The sequence below is a fragment of the Mesorhizobium sp. WSM3868 genome (assembly GCF_002294785.1).
Classification (GTDB): Bacteria; Pseudomonadota; Alphaproteobacteria; order Rhizobiales; family Rhizobiaceae; genus Mesorhizobium.
Genome location: NZ_NSGB01000006.1, coordinates 280,861 through 298,567, shown reverse-complemented (window position 1 = coordinate 298,567; position 17,707 = coordinate 280,861). Strand labels below are relative to the sequence as shown.

The 17,707-nt window shown below is 63.9% G+C and carries 19 protein-coding genes; 12 read left to right on the top strand and 7 right to left on the bottom strand.

The window, feature by feature from the left end; genetic code table 11:
* Positions 1-182: 182 nt before the first annotated feature.
* The 3 genes from CK221_RS12950 to CK221_RS12940 form a co-directional block, all read right to left on the bottom strand.
* Complete coding sequence (locus tag CK221_RS12950) at positions 183-458, bottom strand: AbrB/MazE/SpoVT family DNA-binding domain-containing protein (RefSeq protein ID WP_095777985.1); 276 nt, start codon at positions 456-458, stop codon at positions 183-185.
* 80 nt (positions 459-538) lie between these two features.
* The gene (gene tldD, locus CK221_RS12945; RefSeq protein WP_095777984.1) at positions 539-1,951 is read right to left on the bottom strand and encodes a metalloprotease TldD; all 1,413 of its coding nucleotides are present in this window, start codon (positions 1,949-1,951) and stop codon (positions 539-541) included.
* A gap of 131 nt (positions 1,952-2,082) precedes the next feature.
* The gene (locus CK221_RS12940) at positions 2,083-2,616 is read right to left on the bottom strand and encodes an invasion associated locus B family protein (RefSeq protein ID WP_066998026.1); all 534 of its coding nucleotides are present in this window, start codon (positions 2,614-2,616) and stop codon (positions 2,083-2,085) included.
* A 339-nt stretch (positions 2,617-2,955) separates the two neighbouring features.
* Here CK221_RS12940 and coxB point away from each other — a divergent pair, with 339 nt between their 5' ends.
* From coxB to rnhA, 11 genes are all read left to right on the top strand, one after another.
* Complete coding sequence (gene coxB / locus CK221_RS12935) at positions 2,956-3,828, top strand: cytochrome c oxidase subunit II (protein ID WP_245299655.1); 873 nt, start codon at positions 2,956-2,958, stop codon at positions 3,826-3,828.
* Between the two features lie 38 nt (positions 3,829-3,866).
* Positions 3,867-5,516: a cytochrome c oxidase subunit I gene (ctaD, locus tag CK221_RS12930; RefSeq protein WP_066998019.1), complete on the top strand. Its 1,650-nt coding sequence runs from the start codon at positions 3,867-3,869 to the stop codon at positions 5,514-5,516.
* Positions 5,517-5,585: 69 nt separating this feature from the next.
* Positions 5,586-6,530, top strand: coding sequence for a heme o synthase (locus tag CK221_RS12925; protein ID WP_066998016.1), 945 nt, complete (start codon positions 5,586-5,588; stop codon positions 6,528-6,530).
* Positions 6,527-6,709 carry a hypothetical protein gene (locus tag CK221_RS12920; RefSeq protein WP_066998013.1) on the top strand — a complete coding sequence of 61 codons (183 nt, stop codon included), beginning with the start codon at positions 6,527-6,529 and terminating at the stop codon, positions 6,707-6,709. Before CK221_RS12925 ends, CK221_RS12920 begins: the two co-directional genes overlap by 4 nt.
* A gap of 7 nt (positions 6,710-6,716) precedes the next feature.
* The gene (locus CK221_RS12915; protein ID WP_066998010.1) at positions 6,717-7,343 is read left to right on the top strand and encodes a cytochrome c oxidase assembly protein; all 627 of its coding nucleotides are present in this window, start codon (positions 6,717-6,719) and stop codon (positions 7,341-7,343) included.
* A gap of 1 nt (position 7,344) precedes the next feature.
* Positions 7,345-8,226 (top strand): cytochrome c oxidase subunit 3, encoded by an 882-nt coding sequence (locus CK221_RS12910; protein ID WP_095777983.1) that lies wholly within the window; start codon positions 7,345-7,347, stop codon positions 8,224-8,226.
* Positions 8,227-8,307: 81 nt separating this feature from the next.
* A complete protein-coding gene (locus CK221_RS12905) occupies positions 8,308-8,694 on the top strand; it encodes a DUF983 domain-containing protein (RefSeq protein ID WP_067327857.1) in 387 nt (128 codons plus the stop codon).
* Positions 8,691-9,446, top strand: a complete 756-nt coding sequence (locus CK221_RS12900) for an SURF1 family protein (RefSeq protein WP_179295118.1) — start codon at positions 8,691-8,693, stop codon at positions 9,444-9,446. The genes CK221_RS12905 and CK221_RS12900 overlap by 4 nt, the downstream gene beginning before the upstream one ends.
* Before the next feature lie 73 nt (positions 9,447-9,519).
* The gene (gene ispH / locus CK221_RS12895; RefSeq protein WP_095777982.1) at positions 9,520-10,524 is read left to right on the top strand and encodes a 4-hydroxy-3-methylbut-2-enyl diphosphate reductase; all 1,005 of its coding nucleotides are present in this window, start codon (positions 9,520-9,522) and stop codon (positions 10,522-10,524) included.
* A gap of 6 nt (positions 10,525-10,530) precedes the next feature.
* Positions 10,531-11,493 carry a homoserine kinase gene (locus CK221_RS12890; protein WP_095777981.1) on the top strand — a complete coding sequence of 321 codons (963 nt, stop codon included), beginning with the start codon at positions 10,531-10,533 and terminating at the stop codon, positions 11,491-11,493.
* A complete protein-coding gene (gene rnhA / locus CK221_RS12885; protein ID WP_095777980.1) occupies positions 11,490-12,023 on the top strand; it encodes a ribonuclease HI in 534 nt (177 codons plus the stop codon). Before CK221_RS12890 ends, rnhA begins: the two co-directional genes overlap by 4 nt.
* A 15-nt stretch (positions 12,024-12,038) precedes the next feature.
* On the opposite strand, the gene CK221_RS12880 is transcribed toward rnhA, so the two are convergent.
* The 3 genes from CK221_RS12880 to CK221_RS12870 all read right to left on the bottom strand — a co-directional run bounded on the left by CK221_RS12880 (position 12,039) and on the right by CK221_RS12870 (position 13,943).
* A complete protein-coding gene (locus CK221_RS12880; RefSeq protein WP_095777979.1) occupies positions 12,039-12,515 on the bottom strand; it encodes a DUF2938 domain-containing protein in 477 nt (158 codons plus the stop codon).
* Positions 12,515-12,997, bottom strand: a complete 483-nt coding sequence (locus CK221_RS12875; RefSeq protein ID WP_066998201.1) for a peroxiredoxin — start codon at positions 12,995-12,997, stop codon at positions 12,515-12,517. The genes CK221_RS12880 and CK221_RS12875 overlap by 1 nt, the downstream gene beginning before the upstream one ends.
* A gap of 139 nt (positions 12,998-13,136) precedes the next feature.
* Complete coding sequence (locus CK221_RS12870; RefSeq protein ID WP_095777978.1) at positions 13,137-13,943, bottom strand: protein-disulfide reductase DsbD domain-containing protein; 807 nt, start codon at positions 13,941-13,943, stop codon at positions 13,137-13,139.
* Between the two features lie 127 nt (positions 13,944-14,070).
* On the opposite strand from CK221_RS12870, the gene CK221_RS12865 reads away from it, so the two are divergent.
* Positions 14,071-14,679 carry a YqgE/AlgH family protein gene (locus tag CK221_RS12865; RefSeq protein WP_095777977.1) on the top strand — a complete coding sequence of 203 codons (609 nt, stop codon included), beginning with the start codon at positions 14,071-14,073 and terminating at the stop codon, positions 14,677-14,679.
* Positions 14,680-14,818: 139 nt separating this feature from the next.
* Here the strand turns inward: CK221_RS12865 and CK221_RS12860 are convergent, their stop codons facing one another.
* On the bottom strand, positions 14,819-17,707 hold the full coding sequence (locus tag CK221_RS12860; RefSeq protein ID WP_095777976.1) for an EAL domain-containing protein: 2,889 nt from the start codon (positions 17,705-17,707) through the stop codon (positions 14,819-14,821).

Sequence of the window (17,707 nt, the reverse complement as noted above, 5' to 3'; positions counted from 1 at the left end):
ACCGCAACGAGAAGACTGCTGATAGTTAAGTCGGAAGCGTCGGCCAAAGCAATTGAACAATTAATAATCTGCTAACACGATTGTGTTCGCGCTCCGGCGGCTAGCTAGGTGTGAGCTTTCCGGCCGGATCGAGGTGACGTTCAGGATGGTCGTTCGTCAGGTATCTGACGACAAGGTTGGGATCAATTGCGAGCATGGCGCCGCCGCGCTTCGGCAAGGACACTCGCGTTCATCTCTTCAAGCGTCTTCTGCTTGCCGCGGTGCGGCAGCAGGCCAACCACGTCTTCCGGTCGCGTCGGGGTGAAGGCCGGCACTTGCTTCAGAAGAACACCGTCTGGTGTGTCTTCGACCTGCAGACGTGTGCCGGCACCCCAGTCCCTCCGTTTCCGGATCGCGCTGGGGAGGATCACTGGTCCCTTGGTCGAGACGGTGGTTATGAGTTTTTCGGCACCAGCCATCGCAAGCTTACCCCCATGTAAGACACAGGTAAGATACTCAAGCGGCGGAGTGCTATTCAAACCTGCCGGATTGAGCGTGCTCAAACCCTGGTGCCGCCCACCGTCATCTGGTTCATCCTCAGATGCGGCTGGCCGACCCCGACCGGCACGCCCTGTCCGGCCTTGCCGCACATGCCGATGCCGTTGTCGAGTTTCATGTCGTTGCCGACCATGGTGACGCGGTGCATGGCGTCGGGCCCGTTGCCGATCAGCATTGCGCCCTTGATCGGCTGCGTCACCTTGCCGTCCTCGATCATGTAGGCCTCGGTGCAGCCGAACACGAACTTGCCTGAGGTGATGTCGACCTGGCCGCCGCCGAAAGAGACGGCATAGATGCCGTTCTTGACCGAGGCGATGATCTCTTCCGGCGCGGTATCGCCCGAGGTCATGTAGGTGTTGGTCATGCGCGGCATCGGCTGGTGGGCATAGCCTTCGCGCCGGCCGTTGCCGGTCGCCTTCATGCCCATCAGCCGCGCATTCTGGCGGTCCTGCATGTAGCCGACCAGCTTGCCGTCCTCGATCAGCACATTGCGCGCCGAAGGCGTGCCTTCGTCGTCCACGGTAAGCGAGCCGCGCCGCTCGGCGATGGTGCCGTCATCGACGACGGTGACGCCCTTTGCCGCTACTTGGCTGCCCATCAGGCCGGCGAAGGCGGATGTTTTCTTGCGGTTGAAGTCGCCCTCGAGGCCATGGCCGACAGCCTCGTGCAGCATCACGCCCGGCCAGCCGCTGGAAAGCACGATGTCGAATGTGCCTGCCGGCGCCGGAACGGCCTCGAGATTGACCAGCGCCTGTCGCAGCGCCTCGCGCGCGGCGTGCTTCCAACTCTCCTCGGTGAGGAACTCGCCAAAGCTCTTGCGGCCGCCCATTCCGTAGGAGCCGCTCTCCTGGCGGTCGCCATCGCCGACCACCACCGAGACGTTCATCCTGACCAGCGGGCGGATATCGCGCACCACCTGGCCGTCGCCGCGCACGATCTCGACATGCTGCCACGAGGCGGCGAGCGAAGCCGTCACCTGGCGCACGCGCGGATCGGCGGCGCGTAGCCAGGCGTCGATCTCCTGCAACAGCTTCGCCTTGGCCTCGAAACTGGGCGAGGGGATGGGATTCTCGTCGCCGTAAAGGTGGCGATTGGTGCGCGCGGGCGCTGCGGCAAGCATTCCGGAATAGCCGCCCTTGACCGCGGAGACGGCATCGGCGGCGCGCAGCAGCGAGGCTTCCGACAGGTCGCTCGAATGGGCATAGCCGCTCGCCTCGCCGGCGACGGCGCGCAGCCCGAAACCCTGGTCGGTGTTGAAATTCGCCGTCTTCAGCCGGCCGTTGTCGAACATCAGCGCTTCGTTCTCGCTGTATTCGAGGAACAGTTCGCCGTCGTCGGCGCCCTTGATGGTATCGGCGACGATCTCTTTGACGCGGTCGTCGGAAATGTCGAATTGGCCGATCAGGCTGTTCATGGCAGGGCTGTCCGCTGGCGGTTTCGCATTCCCCCGATGTAGGGGCGAAGTGAGATCAAGACAATCGCCGGCCTTCACACGCGATCGTCATCGCCGCGAGCCGACTGGCGGCCGCGTTGCCGCCGCTGGACTTAGGGCAGAGCCGAGAAGCCTTCGGCGAATCCCTTCAGATCGACGGGAATGCCGATGCCTTCCTCCGGCGTCTGGAACACGATGAAGGTGGCCGACGTGCCGTTCTTCAGCGTGTCGAGCAGTGGCTTCTCGAGGATCACTTCCGCGTAGCAGCCGTCCTGGAAGCAGCGCACGAAATAAGCGCGGCCGATGTCCTTGCCGTCGACATTGAGGCCGAGCCCGTTGGGCAAGAGCACGCCGAGCGGTGCCAGCACCCGCAGGATCTCCGCCTTGTTGTCGGCGGTGCGCAGCACCACGACGGAAAGCCCCATCTCCGGACGGTCCTCGGCGACGACGTTCTGCATCATCACGCATTGCTCGGAGGTCGCGCCGGCCGGCGTGTCGCAGATGATCGACCACGCGCCATGCGTCGACTTGACCGTGCCGCTGGGCGGCGCCGCGGTCTGCGGCGGCGCGGCGTTCGCCACGCTGGCGCTAAGCGAGGCGGCAAGGAAGATAACCTTCGCCAAGGGTCTCGAAAGCCAGGAAGTCATAACGGCTCCATTGCGAATCACGGCACTTTAAGCTGCGCCAAGGCCAAGTAAAGGACGAGACCGTCGCCAGCCCGCCGAGATACCGGCAATTACGCGCTTTTCCAGAGCAAATTCGCCCGAATTGCGACCACCCGGCGCGGGGGCGGCGATGGTCGGGGATGCCCTTCGGGCTGCGCGCAAAAATGCCGCACGGTTTCGCCCGCTCCTTCCTTGCGGAGGGAAATAGAGTATGGTTTGAACCACCTTAGGGACAGACCGGGATTCCCCATCCCGGCGTCGTTCGTTATTGGTGCGATCCGATTGCAGGAAGTGGGAGACGAGAGGGCGATGAGAAAATTCATGGCAAGCGCCAGACTTCTGGCAGGTGCTGCGGCCGCGGGCACGCTCCTCTCCAGCGCATCCGCCTATGCGGATCAGCCGCGGCCATGGGAAACCGCCTTCCAGGCGCCTGCGACCGACATGATGCGGCAAATCGAATGGTTCGGAAACTACACCTTCGTATTCATCGTGGTCATCACCCTGCTGGTGCTGGTCCTGCTCGCCTATGTCATCCTGCGGTTCCGCGCGAGCGCCAACCCGGTTCCTTCCCGGACCAGCCACAACACGCTGATCGAGGTGATCTGGACCGTCGGCCCGGTCATCGTGCTGCTGCTCATCGCCATCCCCTCGTTCCAACTGCTCACCGCGCAGTATACCCCGCCGGAAGAAGCCAAGCTGACCGTCAAGGCGACCGGCAACCAATGGAATTGGGACTACGAATACCAGGTCGACAAGAGCTTCTCCTTCAACTCGGCGATCCTTCAGGACGGTGACCGCGCCAAGGCCGGCAAGGAAGACCGCAATCTCTATCCGCGCCTGCTCGCCGTCGACAATGAGCTGGTGGTGCCGGTCAACACCATGACCCGCGTGCTGATCACCGCCACCGACGTCATCCACTCCTTCGCCGTGCCGTCCTTCGGCATCAAGATGGATGCCGTGCCCGGCCGCACCAACGAGACCTGGTTCAAGGCGGAGAAGGAAGGCCTCTATTACGGCCAGTGCTCGCAGCTCTGCGGCAAGGATCACGCCTTTATGCCAATCGCGGTTCGCGTCGTCTCGGACGCGCAGTTCAAGACCTGGCTGGAGACGGCCAAGACCGACGTGCCCGCCGCCAACAAGGCGCTGATGGCCGAGATCGATGGTACCAACAAGGTAGCGGCCGCCGGCAACTGACGCCGCGGGTTAGCAAGAATTAGGGAACGGAGCGGAATATGGCAGAGGCTGCAGCTCACGACCACCACGACCACAGGCCGCATGGCTGGGTCCGCTGGGTCTACTCGACCAACCACAAGGACATCGGCACGCTCTACCTGATCTTCGCGATCATGGCCGGGATTATCGGCGGCGCGCTTTCGGTCGCCATCCGCATGGAGCTGCAGGAGCCGGGCATCCAGATCTTCAGCGGTCTGGCGCAGATGGTCTACGGCATGCAGGGTGATGCCGCCATCGACGGCGGCAAGAGCATGTACAATGCCTTCGGCGCCGCGCACGGCCTGATCATGATCTTCTTCATGGTGATGCCGGCGCTCATCGGCGGCTTCGCCAACTGGATGGTGCCGATCATGATCGGCGCGCCGGACATGGCCTTCCCGCGCATGAACAACATCTCCTTCTGGCTGCTGCCGCCGGCCTTCCTCCTGCTGCTCGGCTCGATGTTCGTACCGAGCGCGCCCGGCGCCTTCGGCGTCGGCGGCGGCTGGACGATCTATCCGCCGCTCTCGACATCCGGCCAGCCGGGCCCCGCAATGGACCTTGCGATTCTGTCGCTCCACATCGCCGGCGCCTCGTCGATTCTCGGTGCGATCAATTTCATCACCACCATCTTCAACATGCGCGCGCCTGGCATGACCATGCACAAGATGCCGCTGTTCGCCTGGGCGGTGCTGATCACGGCCTTCCTGCTGCTCTTGTCGCTGCCGGTTCTGGCGGGCGCCATCACCATGCTGCTCACCGATCGCAACTTCGGCACCGCCTTCTTCGTGCCGGACCAGGGCGGCGACCCGCTGCTCTTCCAGCACCTGTTCTGGTTCTTCGGCCATCCCGAGGTGTACATCCTGATCCTGCCGGGCTTCGGCATCGTTAGCCACATCGTCTCGACCTTCTCGAAGAAGCCGGTCTTCGGCTATCTCGGCATGGCCTACGCCATGGTCGCGATCGGCGCCGTCGGCTTCATCGTCTGGGCGCACCACATGTACACGACCGGCCTGTCGCTCGACACGCAGCGCTATTTCGTGTTCGCCACCATGGTCATCGCGGTTCCGACGGGCGTGAAGATCTTCTCCTGGATCGCCACGATGTGGGGCGGCTCGATCTCCTTCAAGCCGCCGATGCTGTGGGCGCTGGGCTTCATCTTCCTGTTCACGATCGGTGGCGTCACCGGCGTTCAGCTGGCAAATGCCGGCCTCGACCGCTCGCTGCATGACACCTATTTCGTGATCGCCCACTTCCACTACGTGCTGTCGCTGGGCGCCGTGTTCGCCATCTTCGCCGGCTGGTACTACTGGTTCCCGAAGATGACCGGCTACATGTACTCGCCGGTGATCGCCAACACCCACTTCTGGGTCACCTTCGTCGGCGTCAACCTGATCTTCTTCCCGCAGCACTTCCTCGGCCTTGCTGGCATGCCGCGCCGCACTGTCGACTATCCGGATGCGTTTGCCGGCTGGAACATGATCTCGTCCTACGGCTCCTACATCGCCGCCGTCGGCGTTGCGATCTTCCTCTATGGCGTGTTCGAGGCCTTCCAGAAGAAGCGCGTCGCGGGCGCCAATCCGTGGGGCGAGGGTGCCACCACGCTCGAATGGCAGCTGCCCTCGCCGCCGCCGTTCCACCAGTGGGAACAGCTGCCGAAGATCAAGTAAGGCCGCAGATACAGGACCGCCGGCTCGCCCGGCGGTCCTGGCCAACGGAATGATGGACTTTAAGTACGCATGGCCCTTGCCGACCACAAATTGATGGAGGAAGTTGGCTTTCGCATGTCGGAAGCCACCGCGGGCGATTTCTTCGCCCTCCTCAAGCCGCGCGTGATGTCGCTGGTCGTCTTCACGGCCTTTGTCGGCATGGTCGCGGCGCCGGTCGCCATCAATCCGCTGCTGGCGGTGATCGCGATCCTGGCGATTGCCATCGGCGCCGGCGCCTCGGGCGCTCTCAACATGTGGTACGACGCCGATATCGACGCGGTGATGACCAGGACAGCGAGCCGTCCGGTGCCGGCCGGGCGCGTCACGCCGGGTGAGGCGCTGAGCTTCGGCCTCGTGCTCTCCGCGCTGTCGGTGATGACGCTGGGCGTGCTCATCAACTGGCTGTCGGCGGCGCTTCTTGCCTTCACCATCTTCTTCTACGCCGTCATCTACACGATGTGGCTGAAGCGCTGGACGCCGCAGAACATCGTCATCGGCGGCGCCGCCGGCGCCATCCCGCCGGTGATCGGCTGGGCGGCGGTGACCGGATCGGTCAGCCTCGAAAGCCTGATTCTTTTCCTGATCATTTTCCTTTGGACTCCGCCGCATTTCTGGGCGCTGGCGCTGTTCAAGTCGGACGACTACGCCCGCGCCGGCATTCCGATGATGCCGAACGTCGCCGGACACGCCTCGACCCGCCGCCAGATCTTTGCCTACGCGCTGATCCTGGCGCCGGTCGGCGTCTTGCCATGGCTGCTCGGCTACACCACCGCCGCCTATGGCGCGGTCTCCGTTCTGCTCGGCCTGGGCTTCGTCTGGTATGCCTGGAAGGTGCTGGGCATGAGCGATGCCGACCGCGCGATGAAGCCGGCCAAGGCGCTGTTCGGCTTTTCGCTGCTCTATCTCTTCGCAATCTTTGCCGCCTATCTCGTCGACAGCGTGGTCGGGCGTGCCCTCGTCATGGGGGGAGTATGATCGTGGCCGACAAGAACCTCGAACTGGTCACCTTGACCGAACGCCAGCGGAAGGCGCGGCGCAGCCGCTCCGTTGCCATCGGCGTCGCGCTGGCCGCGCTCGTCATCATCTTCTACATCGCCACCATCGTGCGCTTCGGCCACCATGCCTCCGGCCTGATACCGACGAATTTGATGTGAGGCGGCGATGAGCGGCGAGACCGGACCCATCGGGAAGAACAGCAACCGCATCGTCGTGGCGGTCTGCCTTGCTTTCTTCACTGGCATGGTCGGCATGGCCTATGCGGCGGTCCCGCTCTACAAGATGTTCTGCCAGGTCACCGGCTATGGCGGCACGACGCAGCGCGCCGAGAAGCAATATGCCGGTCGCGTGCTCGACCGCGACATCACCATCCGCTTCGACGCCAACACCAATGGCATTCCGTGGCAGTTCGAGCCCGTCGCGCGCTCGGTGACGATCAAGATCGGCGAGACCACGCAGGCGCATTACAGCGCCACCAACAAGTTCGATCGCCCCATCACCGGACGCGCCTCCTTCAATGTGCAGCCGGAAATGGCCGGCGCCTATTTCAACAAGGTGGAGTGCTTCTGCTTCACCGACACGACGCTCAAGCCCGGTGAGACGCTGGACATGCCGGTCGTGTTCTATGTCGATCCAGACATCGTCAACGTGCCGGAACTGAAGGACTTGAAGACCATCACCCTGTCCTACACCATGTTCCCGGTCGAAAAGAAGCAGCCAATCGCGTCGTCCGCGCCGGCCGCTCGCAGCAGCAACAAAGTTCCAGATTCCGAAGCAAGCCTCGGGGGTTGATATGGCAGACGCGCACGCAAAACCGAACCACGACTACCATCTCGTCAATCCCAGCCCTTGGCCTTTCCTGGGCTCGATCGGCGCATTGGTCACGGCCGTCGGCGGCGTTTGCCTTATGCAGTATCTGAAGGCCGGCAGCTTCCCAATCTTCGGCCACAACATCGCCAATCCGTGGCTGTTTTTCATCGGCCTGATCATCGTGCTCTACACGATGTTCGCCTGGTGGTCGGACACCATCAAGGAAGCGCATGAGGGCCACCACACGCGCGTCGTTTCGCTGCACCTGCGCTACGGCATGATCATGTTCATCGCCTCCGAGGTGATGTTCTTCGTCGCCTGGTTCTGGGCCTTCTTCGACGCCAGCCTATTCCCGGGCGAGGCCGCGCAATATGCCCGCACCGCTTTCACGGGCGGCGTTTGGCCGCCAAAAGGTCTGGAGGTTCTCGATCCCTTCCACCTGCCGCTCTACAACACCATCATCCTGCTTCTGTCGGGCACGACGGTGACCTGGGCGCACCACTCGCTGCTGCACGGCGACCGCAAGGGCCTGATCAACGGCCTGATCCTGACCGTCGGCCTCGGCATGCTGTTCACCATGGTGCAGGCCTACGAGTACATGCACGCTCCGTTCGGCTTCAAGGACTCGATCTACGGCGCCACCTTCTTCATGGCGACTGGCTTCCACGGCTTCCACGTCATCATCGGCACCATCTTCCTGCTCGTCTGCCTGATCCGGGCGATGCGGGGCGATTTCACCCCGAAGCAGCATTTCGGCTTCGAGGCGGCCGCCTGGTACTGGCATTTCGTCGACGTGGTCTGGCTGTTCCTGTTCACCGCGATCTATGTCTGGGCCTCGAGCGGCGCGGTAATCGAAGCCCACTGAGACCGATGGATTGAGTTCACGAGGCGGCTGCGGCGACGTGGCCGCCTTATCTTTTTAACCGAACGGGTCTACGGTGCGGACATGAGCGAAGACAAGGCGATCTGGCCACCCGTCGACCCGATCTCGGCCGGGCTGCGCGGCCATTGCCCGCGCTGCGGCGAGGGCAAGCTGTTCTCCGGCTTCCTCACCGTCGGCAAGCGCTGCTACAATTGCGGCCTCGACTATTCCTTTGCCGATGCCGGCGACGGTCCGGCGGTCTTCGTCATCCTGATCATCGGCTTCATCGTCGTTGGCCTGGCGCTGTGGATGGAAGTGACGCTAAGCCCGCCGCTCTGGCTGCATTTCATTTTGTGGATACCGCTGGCGCTGGTGCTGAGCCTGGCGGCGCTGCGCCTGATCAAGGGCGTGCTGATCACCCTGCAATATTCCAAGAAGGCCGCGGAAGGCAGGCTGGACAGCGGCCAATGAGCGATGCGACCTCCTCGACTGCCGGCGCTTCGCGGCCGCGCTCGGCACTGCTGCTTGGGCTCGGCCTTGTCCTGTTCGCCATTCTCCTCGGCCTCGGCACATGGCAGGTCCAGCGCTTGCACTGGAAGGAAGGGCTGATCGATACCATCGACAAGCGCACCCATGCGGCACCGTTGCCACTGACCGATGTCGAGAAAGAATTCGCCGCCACACACGATGTCGACTACACGCCGGTGACTGTAACCGGCACTTTCCTGCACCAGGGCGAACGGCATTTCTTCGCCACTCGGGAAGGCGACACGGGCTTCAATGTCTACACGCCCCTGCGGCTCGACGACGGCCGCTTCGTGCTCGTCAACCGCGGCTTCGTGCCTTACGATCTCAAGGATCCTGCCAAGCGGAAGCAGGGCGAGGTCGCCGGCACGGTGACGGTGACCGGGCTTGCCCGCAATCCGCTGCCCGAAAAACCCTCGATGATGCTGCCCGACAACGACGTCGCCAAGAACATCTTCTACTGGAAGGACCGCGACGTCATGGCCTCGAGCGCCGGGCTGCCAGCGGGAGCCGTGCTGGTGCCCTTCTTCATCGATGCCGACAAGACCCCTAACCCCGGCGGTCTGCCGGTCGGCGGCGTCACCATCATCGATCTGCCGAACAACCACCTGCAATATGCCGTCACCTGGTATGGCCTTGCCGCCGCCCTTGCCGCGGTGCTGATCCTCAGGCTTCGCCGCCCGGCGAAGGAGGAGTGAGCGCCGCTCTTGACAGGGCAGGGGTGCACGCCTCATTTCGCCTTCAGCTTTCCGACTGAACCGGCCCGTTTTGATGATTGAAAAAAAGCCACCGCTGACGATCAGGCTTTGCCAGCCGCGCGGCTTCTGCGCCGGCGTCGACCGTGCCATCCAGATCGTCGTGCTGGCGCTGAAGAAATACGGCGCGCCGGTCTATGTCCGCCATGAGATCGTGCACAACCGCTATGTCGTCGAGGGGCTGCAGAGCCTGGGCGCGGTGTTCATCGAGGAATTGTCCGAGATCCCGCCCGAGCATCGTCAGTCGCCGGTCGTCTTTTCCGCGCATGGGGTGCCGAAATCGGTGCCGGCCGACGCCGAGGCGCGCAACCTGTTCTACCTCGATGCCACCTGTCCGCTGGTGTCGAAGGTGCACAAGCAGGCGATGCGGCACCAGCGGCTCGGCCGCCATGTGCTCCTGATCGGCCATGCCGGCCATCCGGAAGTGATCGGTACGATGGGCCAGTTGCCGGAAGGAGCCGTGACCCTGATCGAGACCGAGGCGGATGCGGCAACCTTCGTGCCGGCGGACCCGGCTGCGCTTGGCTTCGTCACCCAGACGACGCTGTCCGTCGAGGACACCGCCGGCATCATCCGGGCGCTGCAAGAGCGTTTCCCCGAGCTTCACGCCCCGGCCGCCGAATCGATCTGCTACGCCACCACCAACCGACAGGAGGCGGTGAAGGAGACGGCCGCCGGTGCCGACCTTTTCCTCGTCGTCGGCGCGCCGAACTCGTCCAACTCGCGGCGTCTTGTCGAAGTGGCGGAGCGCGCGGGCGCCGCGATGTCGCTTCTCGTGCAGCGCGCCTCCGAAATTCCGTGGGATGAGATCGGCAGGATTTCGACCCTCGGCCTGTCGGCCGGCGCCTCGGCGCCGGAAATCATCGTCGACGAGATCATCGACGCGTTCCGGCAACGCTTCGACGTCACCATCGATCTGGCCATCACGGCCACGGAAACGGAGGATTTTCCGGTGATGCGGGTGTTGCGCGATGTCGAACTGACGGCGGCCGACATGGCCTTCGTCAACGGAGCCGCGTAAACCCAGATGGCCGTCTACACCGACGTCAACGAAAACGAGCTCAGCGCGTTTCTGAAAGCCTATCCGGTGGGCGAGCTCCTGTCCTACAAGGGCATCGCCGAAGGGACCGAGAACTCGAATTTTCTCGTCCATGCTTCCACCGGTTCCTACATATTGACGCTCTACGAGAAGCGCGTCGACAAGGCCGATCTGCCCTTTTTCCTCGGCCTGATGGGCCATCTCGCGCGAAAAGGCATTTCCTGCCCGCTTCCGGTCACCGCGCATGACGGAACCGTCATCGGCACGCTCGCCGGGCGGCCGGCCGTCATCATCACCTTTCTCGAGGGCCTGTCGCTGAGGCGCCCGACGGCAGCGCATTGCGGCGAGGTCGGCAAGGCGTTGGCCGCGCTCCATCTCGCCGGGCGGGATTTCCCGATGAAGCGGCCGAACGCGCTTGCCATCGACGGCTGGCGCAAGCTCTGGGCGGCGTCGCGCGACCGCGCCGACGAGGTCGAGCCGGGGCTCGCGGCCGAAGTCGACGCGGACTTCCTCGATTTTGGGCGCAACTGGCCGACCCACCTGCCACAAGGCATCATCCACGCGGATCTCTTCCCGGACAATGTCTTCTTCCTTGGCGAGAAACTGTCGGGGCTGATCGATTTCTATTTCGCCTGCGACGACCTCTATGCCTATGATGTCGCCACGTGCCTCAACGCCTGGTGCTTCGAGAAGGACTTTTCCTTCAACCTCACCAAAGGGGCCGCGCTGCTTGCCGGCTACCAGTCGGTGAGGCCGCTTGAGGGCGAGGAAAAAGCGGCGCTGCCGATGCTGGCGCGCGGCTCGGCGCTACGCTTCATGCTGACCAGGCTCTATGATTGGCTGACCATTCCCAACGGCGGGCTAGTGATTAAGCGCGATCCGACCGAATATATCCGCCGCATGCGCTTCCACCGGGCGATCAAGTCTCCATCCGAATACGGACTGACATGAACAAGCAAATCGAGATCTTCACCGACGGCGCCTGCTCGGGCAATCCCGGGCCGGGCGGCTGGGGCGCGGTGCTGCGCTACAACGGCGTCACCAAGGAGCTGTCGGGCGGCGAGGCCGAGACCACCAACAACCGCATGGAACTGCTTGCCGCCATCAGCGCGCTCGATGCGCTGAAGGAGCCGTGCACGGTCGATCTCTATACCGACAGCAAATACGTCATGGACGGCATTTCCAAATGGATCCATGGCTGGAAGAAGAACGGCTGGAAGACCGGCGAGAGGAAGCCGGTCAAGAACGGTGAGCTCTGGCAGGCGCTCGACGAGGCCAACAGGCGCCACAAGGTTATCTGGCATTGGGTGAAGGGCCATGCCGGCCACCCGGAGAACGAGCGCGCCGACGAACTGGCAAGGCAAGGCATGGCGCCGTTCAAGCCGAAGCAGGCGCGGCCGGCACTGGTTGCGGCTGCGCCGCAGAAGGCTGGTGCTCCGACCCGTAAGCCGGCGGCCAGGCGTTCGACGCAGAGCTATTGACGCGCCTGACGTTCTCTACCGGATCGCCAGCGCCGTGGAGAACAGGCCGAGGGCGAAGACCGTGTGCGAGACGAGGTTGAGCGCGCGCACCAGCATCGGGTTGGGCGTCCTCGACGCTGCCCAGCCGGCGCCCATGCCGGGCGCCAGCAGGAACCAGCCGGCGCCGACGGTGACGATGCCGAGGATGAAGGCCGGCAGGAAGGTCGGCGCCGCCAGCCAGCCCGTTCCCGCCAGCACGATCAGGATCACGCCGTAGAGAATTCCGACGAGATAGTGGAACGCCCAGCCCAGCGCCTTTTCATGCGTGTAGAGGGCGGCCTGACTGATATCGTCATGGAAGACCTTCTCGGGCAGATGCCGGACCCAGCGGCCGACCATGCCCCAATTCGGCCGCGGCAGCCCGAACGCCTTGTTGAGGATAATCGCCCAGACGTCCATGAAGACCGTGGCGCCGATGCCGATCGCGATGGCGCGCCAGACGATGTCGAGCATCAGAGCTGCTCGAGGATCTTGGCCGCCCCACTCTCGTCGACACCCGGCTTGGCTTCGACATTGAGCGCCACGACCTTGCTGTCATCGACGATCATCGAAAAGCGCTTCGAGCGCAGCCCCATGCCGTTCGCGGAAAGGTCGTTGTCGAGTCCGACCGACTTGGCGAAGTCTCCGCTGCCGTCGGCGAGATAGAGGATCTTGCCTTCGCCACCGGTGAAGCGTGCCCAGGCGCCCATGACATGGACGTCGTTGACCGAGACGACCGCGATAGTGTCGACGCCGCGCGCCACGATGGCGTCGTGGTTCTCGAGATAGCCCGGCAGATGGTTGTTGCTGCAGGTCGGCGTGAAGGCGCCGGGAACGCCGAACAGCACCACCTTCTTGCCGGCGAAAATCTCGGCGCTGGTCATCGGCTTGGCGCCATCGGCGGTCATCACCTTGAAAGTCGCCTCGGGCAGTTTTTCGCCAACCGAAATGGTCATGGTTTCCTCGTTCGGGAGATTGGGAAGGATCTGTGCCTGCGATATCGAACCGGGGCGCATTCCGCAACCGTTCAGAGCAATGCCAGGAAAAGTGCCCAGCGGTTTTCCATTCGGAATTGCGGCTCCACGACGAATTGGCTCAAGGGAAAGGCAGCATCCCGTCCACCGCACCTTCGGCGCTTGTCAGCGTGTAGTAGAGCCCGCCATCCGTGGGCGTCGCCGACGGCCGGTCGAGGATCGGCACGGTGAAAACAAGCTTGCCGTCCTTCTCGCTGCGCACCGGCGCGCCGAACATATAGTCGCGCTCGCCCGCGATGAAAAAGTCGACGGACTCGGCATCGCCGGGCGAATGCGCCTCGACGATGAGCGTCTCGTGATCGCCGGGCAGCACGCGGATGCCGAAATCAGGTCGCGCCGGGGCAGGGAGCGTTGCAAGCGCCGTCTTCACCAGCGCCGCGTCGGTGGGGTTGTCCGGATCGGAAGCAGGATCGAGGCTGAGCCTCGTTTGCACCGGAATGCAGATCGTCTCGCAAATGCCGAGAAAGACGTTGGCATCGATCGTCGCCGGCTGGTCGGGCGCCGACAGCGTGAAGGTCACCGGCAGCGATACGGGACGGTCGTAGCCGGCCCATTTGCCGTAGCCGTCGTCGTGGCGCTGCGGCGGCGGAAACGACAGCTTTGCATCTGCGATGTTGGTGCTGGCCGAGATGTCGATCTGCGGCGGCACACCGGCGTCGCCGGGATCGCGCCAATAGGTTTTCCAGCCTGGCTTCAGCGCGATGTCGAGCACGCCGTGGATCTTGCCCGTCTCGTCCGGCTTGCCGCTGGTCACCAGCCGCACCTTGCCGCCTTCGCTGTTGTACCAGGCCGAGGATGATGCCTCGGCCGGCTGCCCCGCTGCCAGGCCGACGACGGCGCCGAGCGCCACAATTTTCAGGTATCGCATGACGGTGATTTGATCGCCCGTTCTTGGCCGCGCAATGATTTCATGTTCCCGCCCGTATCATATTTGCGTGACATCGGGCAGCCTGACCATCTTTTCGGCGCCGCGGAAACGGGTTACCCTCAGCTCCATGGACTTGTTGCGTCACAAAAAGAAGTTGGCCGGACGCGGCTTTCTCGACGATCAGTTCCTGATTGCCATGCCCGGCATGAAGGACGACCGCTTCACGCGCTCCGTCATCTATATCTGCGCCCACAGCGACGAGGGCGCCATGGGCCTGATCATCAATCAGACGCAGCAGATGCTGTTCCCGGACCTTCTGGTGCAGCTTGGCATCGTGAACGAGCAGGAAGCCATCCGCTTGCCGGCGCATGCCCGCGATTTCGTCGTGCGCAATGGCGGGCCTGTCGACCGCAGCCGCGGCTTCGTGCTGCATTCCGGCGACTATCGCGTGGAATCCTCGCTCAACGTCTCCGACGACATCTGCCTGACCGCCACGGTCGACATCCTGCGCGCCATCTCGACGGGTCGCGGGCCGCGTCATGCCCTGATGGCGCTCGGCTATTCCGGCTGGGGCGCAGGCCAGCTCGAAAGCGAGATCGCCGAGAATGGCTGGCTGACCTGCCCGGCGACGCCTGAGCTGCTGTTCGACGCCGACATCGAGCGCAAATACGATCGCATCCTTGCCTCGATCGGCATCGATCTCGCCCATTTGAGCGCCGCCGCGGGGCACGCTTAAACGCCTTTGCCGACCTGCGGGATCAGTCGAACCCGCCTTGGCTTCGTCATCAGCTCTGAGGAATGGCGGCGCTCTGAGCGTTTAGGGTGATGACGAGTTGGAAGGTCACCGCAGTTCGTAAGCGCCGAAGCAACGCCCTCTAAGCCTGCGTGAGCGGGTACTGCTCCCTCAGCGTCTTCAGCACCTGGTCGCCGGGCATCGGCGCGCCGAACATGAAGCTCTGGACATATTCGCAGCCCATCTGGCGCAGCTCCAGCGCGTCGCTCTCGTCGGAGATTCCTTCGGCGACGACCGACAGGCCAAGCTCATGGGCCATGTTGACCATGGACTTGAGCAGCACCGCACGTTTCGGCGTTGCGTCGTCGACGAAGCTCTTGTCGATCTTGATCGTGTCGAAGGGGAAGCGCGTCAGGTAGGAGAGCGATGAATAGCCGGTGCCGAAATCGTCGAGCGACAGTCCGATGCCGAGCTGCTTGAGCTTGGTCAGCACATGCGCGGTCTGCTCGGGATTGTCCATCACCAGCGATTCGGTGAGTTCGAGCCGGAAGCAGCGCGGCTTCAAGTTGGCCCGCGCAATGACGGAGCGCACGTCGCTGACCAGGTCGCGGCGGATGAGCTGCCGGCTGGAGAGGTTGACCGAAACCGACAGCGGCGCGTCGCCGATCTGCTTCTGCCAGGCCGCCAGATCCTCGGCCGCCTGCTGCATGGCGAACAGGCCGAGCTGCACGATCAGGCCGCAATTCTCAGCCACCGGGATGAAGTCTCCCGGCGGGATCATGCCGCGCCGCGGATGGTCCCATCTGAGCAGCGCCTCGAAGCCGGCGACGCTGCCATCCTCCAGCCGCACGATCGGCTGGTAGGCGAGCGTGAATTCGCGGCGCTCGATGGCGCGGCGAAGGTCGGATTCGAACTGCAGCCTGTCGGTGCCGACGGTGCGGAAGGCCGGCCGGAACGGCTCGATCCTGTCGCCGCCGAAACGCTTGGCCTGATGCATGGCAAGCTCGGCGTCCTTGACCATGTCCTCCGACGAGGTTTGCGCCGTCGTCCAGGTGATCAGGCCGATCGAGGCGGTGAGCACGATCTCGCGCTTGGCAAAGGTGATCGGATTGTTGATCGCATGCTTGATGGCATCGGCCATGGCGGCGATGCGGGCCGGATCCTGTTCCGACAGCAGCATCAGCGCGAACTGGTCGCCGGCAAAGCGCGACAGCGAATCCTTGGGCTTCAAGAGCCGGTGCAGCCGGCGCGCAATGGTCAGCAGGATGGTGTCGCCGGCCGAAATGCCGAGCCCGTCATTGACCTGCTTGAAACGGTCGATGTCGATGACGAAGACGGTCGGGCGCACCTTGTCCTCGGTGCGGGCGATCGAGATGATCGCCTCCAGCCGGTTCATGAACAGCTCGCGGTTAGGCAGGCCGGTCAGGTTGTCGTGCACGGCGTCGTGCAGCAGCCTTTCCTCGGACTTCTTCTGCTCGGTCACGTCGACCATGGTGCCGACGCAGCGGATCACCTCGCCATCCGACCCGATCACGGGACGGGCGCGCAGCGAGAACCAATGATAATGCCCGTCGGCGCCGCGCAGGCGGAAATTCTGGGCCACGCGACCGCGGCGGTGCTCCAGCACCACGTCCAGCGTGGTGCGGAAGGTGTCGCGGTCGTCGGCATGCAGCACCGGCAGCCAGTTGCGGGCGGCGCCCGAAAGGCTGTTGGGGGCAAGGCCGAGCTGCAGGCTGATGTCGGGCTTGGTCACCACGCGGTCGCGCAGCACGTCCCAGTCCCAAACGATGTCGCCCGAGCCGGCGACTGCAAGCGCCTGGCGCTCGAGGTCGGAAAACAGGCCCTGGTGCAGCGCGCCGCCGGCAAAAGCGTGCTGCATGACGGTGAAGCCGATCAACAGGATGATCAGGATCAGACCGCCGCCGAGCGCCGGCTGGGCGATGTCGTTGTCCAGCATGCCGGTGATCGCCATCCACGAGCCGCATAGCCAGAGCAGCACCATCACCCAGCTCGGCACCAGCATGATCGCGCGGTCATAGCCGCGAATTCCGAGGAAGATGATGAGGCCGAGGCCGGTGAGCGCGGTGGCGGCAAACGAGATGCGGGCGATGCCGGCGGCGACCGCCGGATCGACGATGGCCACGCCGGCAATCAGTAGCAGCCCGAGGATCCAGACCAGCGCGCCGTAGCTGAAATGGCCGTGCCATCGGTTGAGGTTGAGATAGGCGAACAGGAACACCACGAAGGTACCCGCCAGCGCCACCTCAGTACCGGCCCGCCACATCTGCTCGTTGCCGGGCGAGATTTCGATGACCTTGTTGAGGAAGCCGAAATCGACGCAGATATAGGCGAGCACCGCCCAGGCAAGCGCGGCGGTGGCCGGGAACATCGAGGTTCCCTTGACGACGAACAGGATGGTCAGGAACAGCGCCAAGAGGCCGGCGATGCCGATGACGATGCCGCGGAACAGCGTGTAGGAATTGACCGAGTCCTTGTAGGATTCCGGGTCCCACAGATAGACCTGTGGCAGCTTGGGCGAGGCGAGCTCGGCGATGAAGGTGACGACCGTTCCGGGGTTGAGCGTCACTCGGAACACATCGGCGTCGGGGCTGGTCTGGCGGTCGAGCGCGAAGCCTTCGCTGGGCGTGATCGCCGCGATGCGCGTCGAGCCGAGATCGGGCCAGAAAATACCGGAATTCACCAGGCGGAAATGCGGCGCGACGATCAGCCTGTCGAGCTGCTGGTCGGTGGTGTTGGCGAGCGCGAACACCGCCCAGTCGCCGGTCGAGCGCGCGTCATTGGCCTCGACCTCGATGCGCCGCACGATGCCGTCGGGGCCGGGCGCGGTCGAGACCTGGAAATTCTCGCCCTGGTTCCGGTAGATCTCGACTGCGCCCGAAAGGTCGAGCGCCTTGTCGTCGCGGGCAATCTTGATCGGCTCGACGGCCAATGCCGGCGCAACCGCTGAAAGCGTGACGAAGAGCGCCAGGATGAGGGCGAACAGCGACGCGATTCGCGAAAAAGTCGTCAC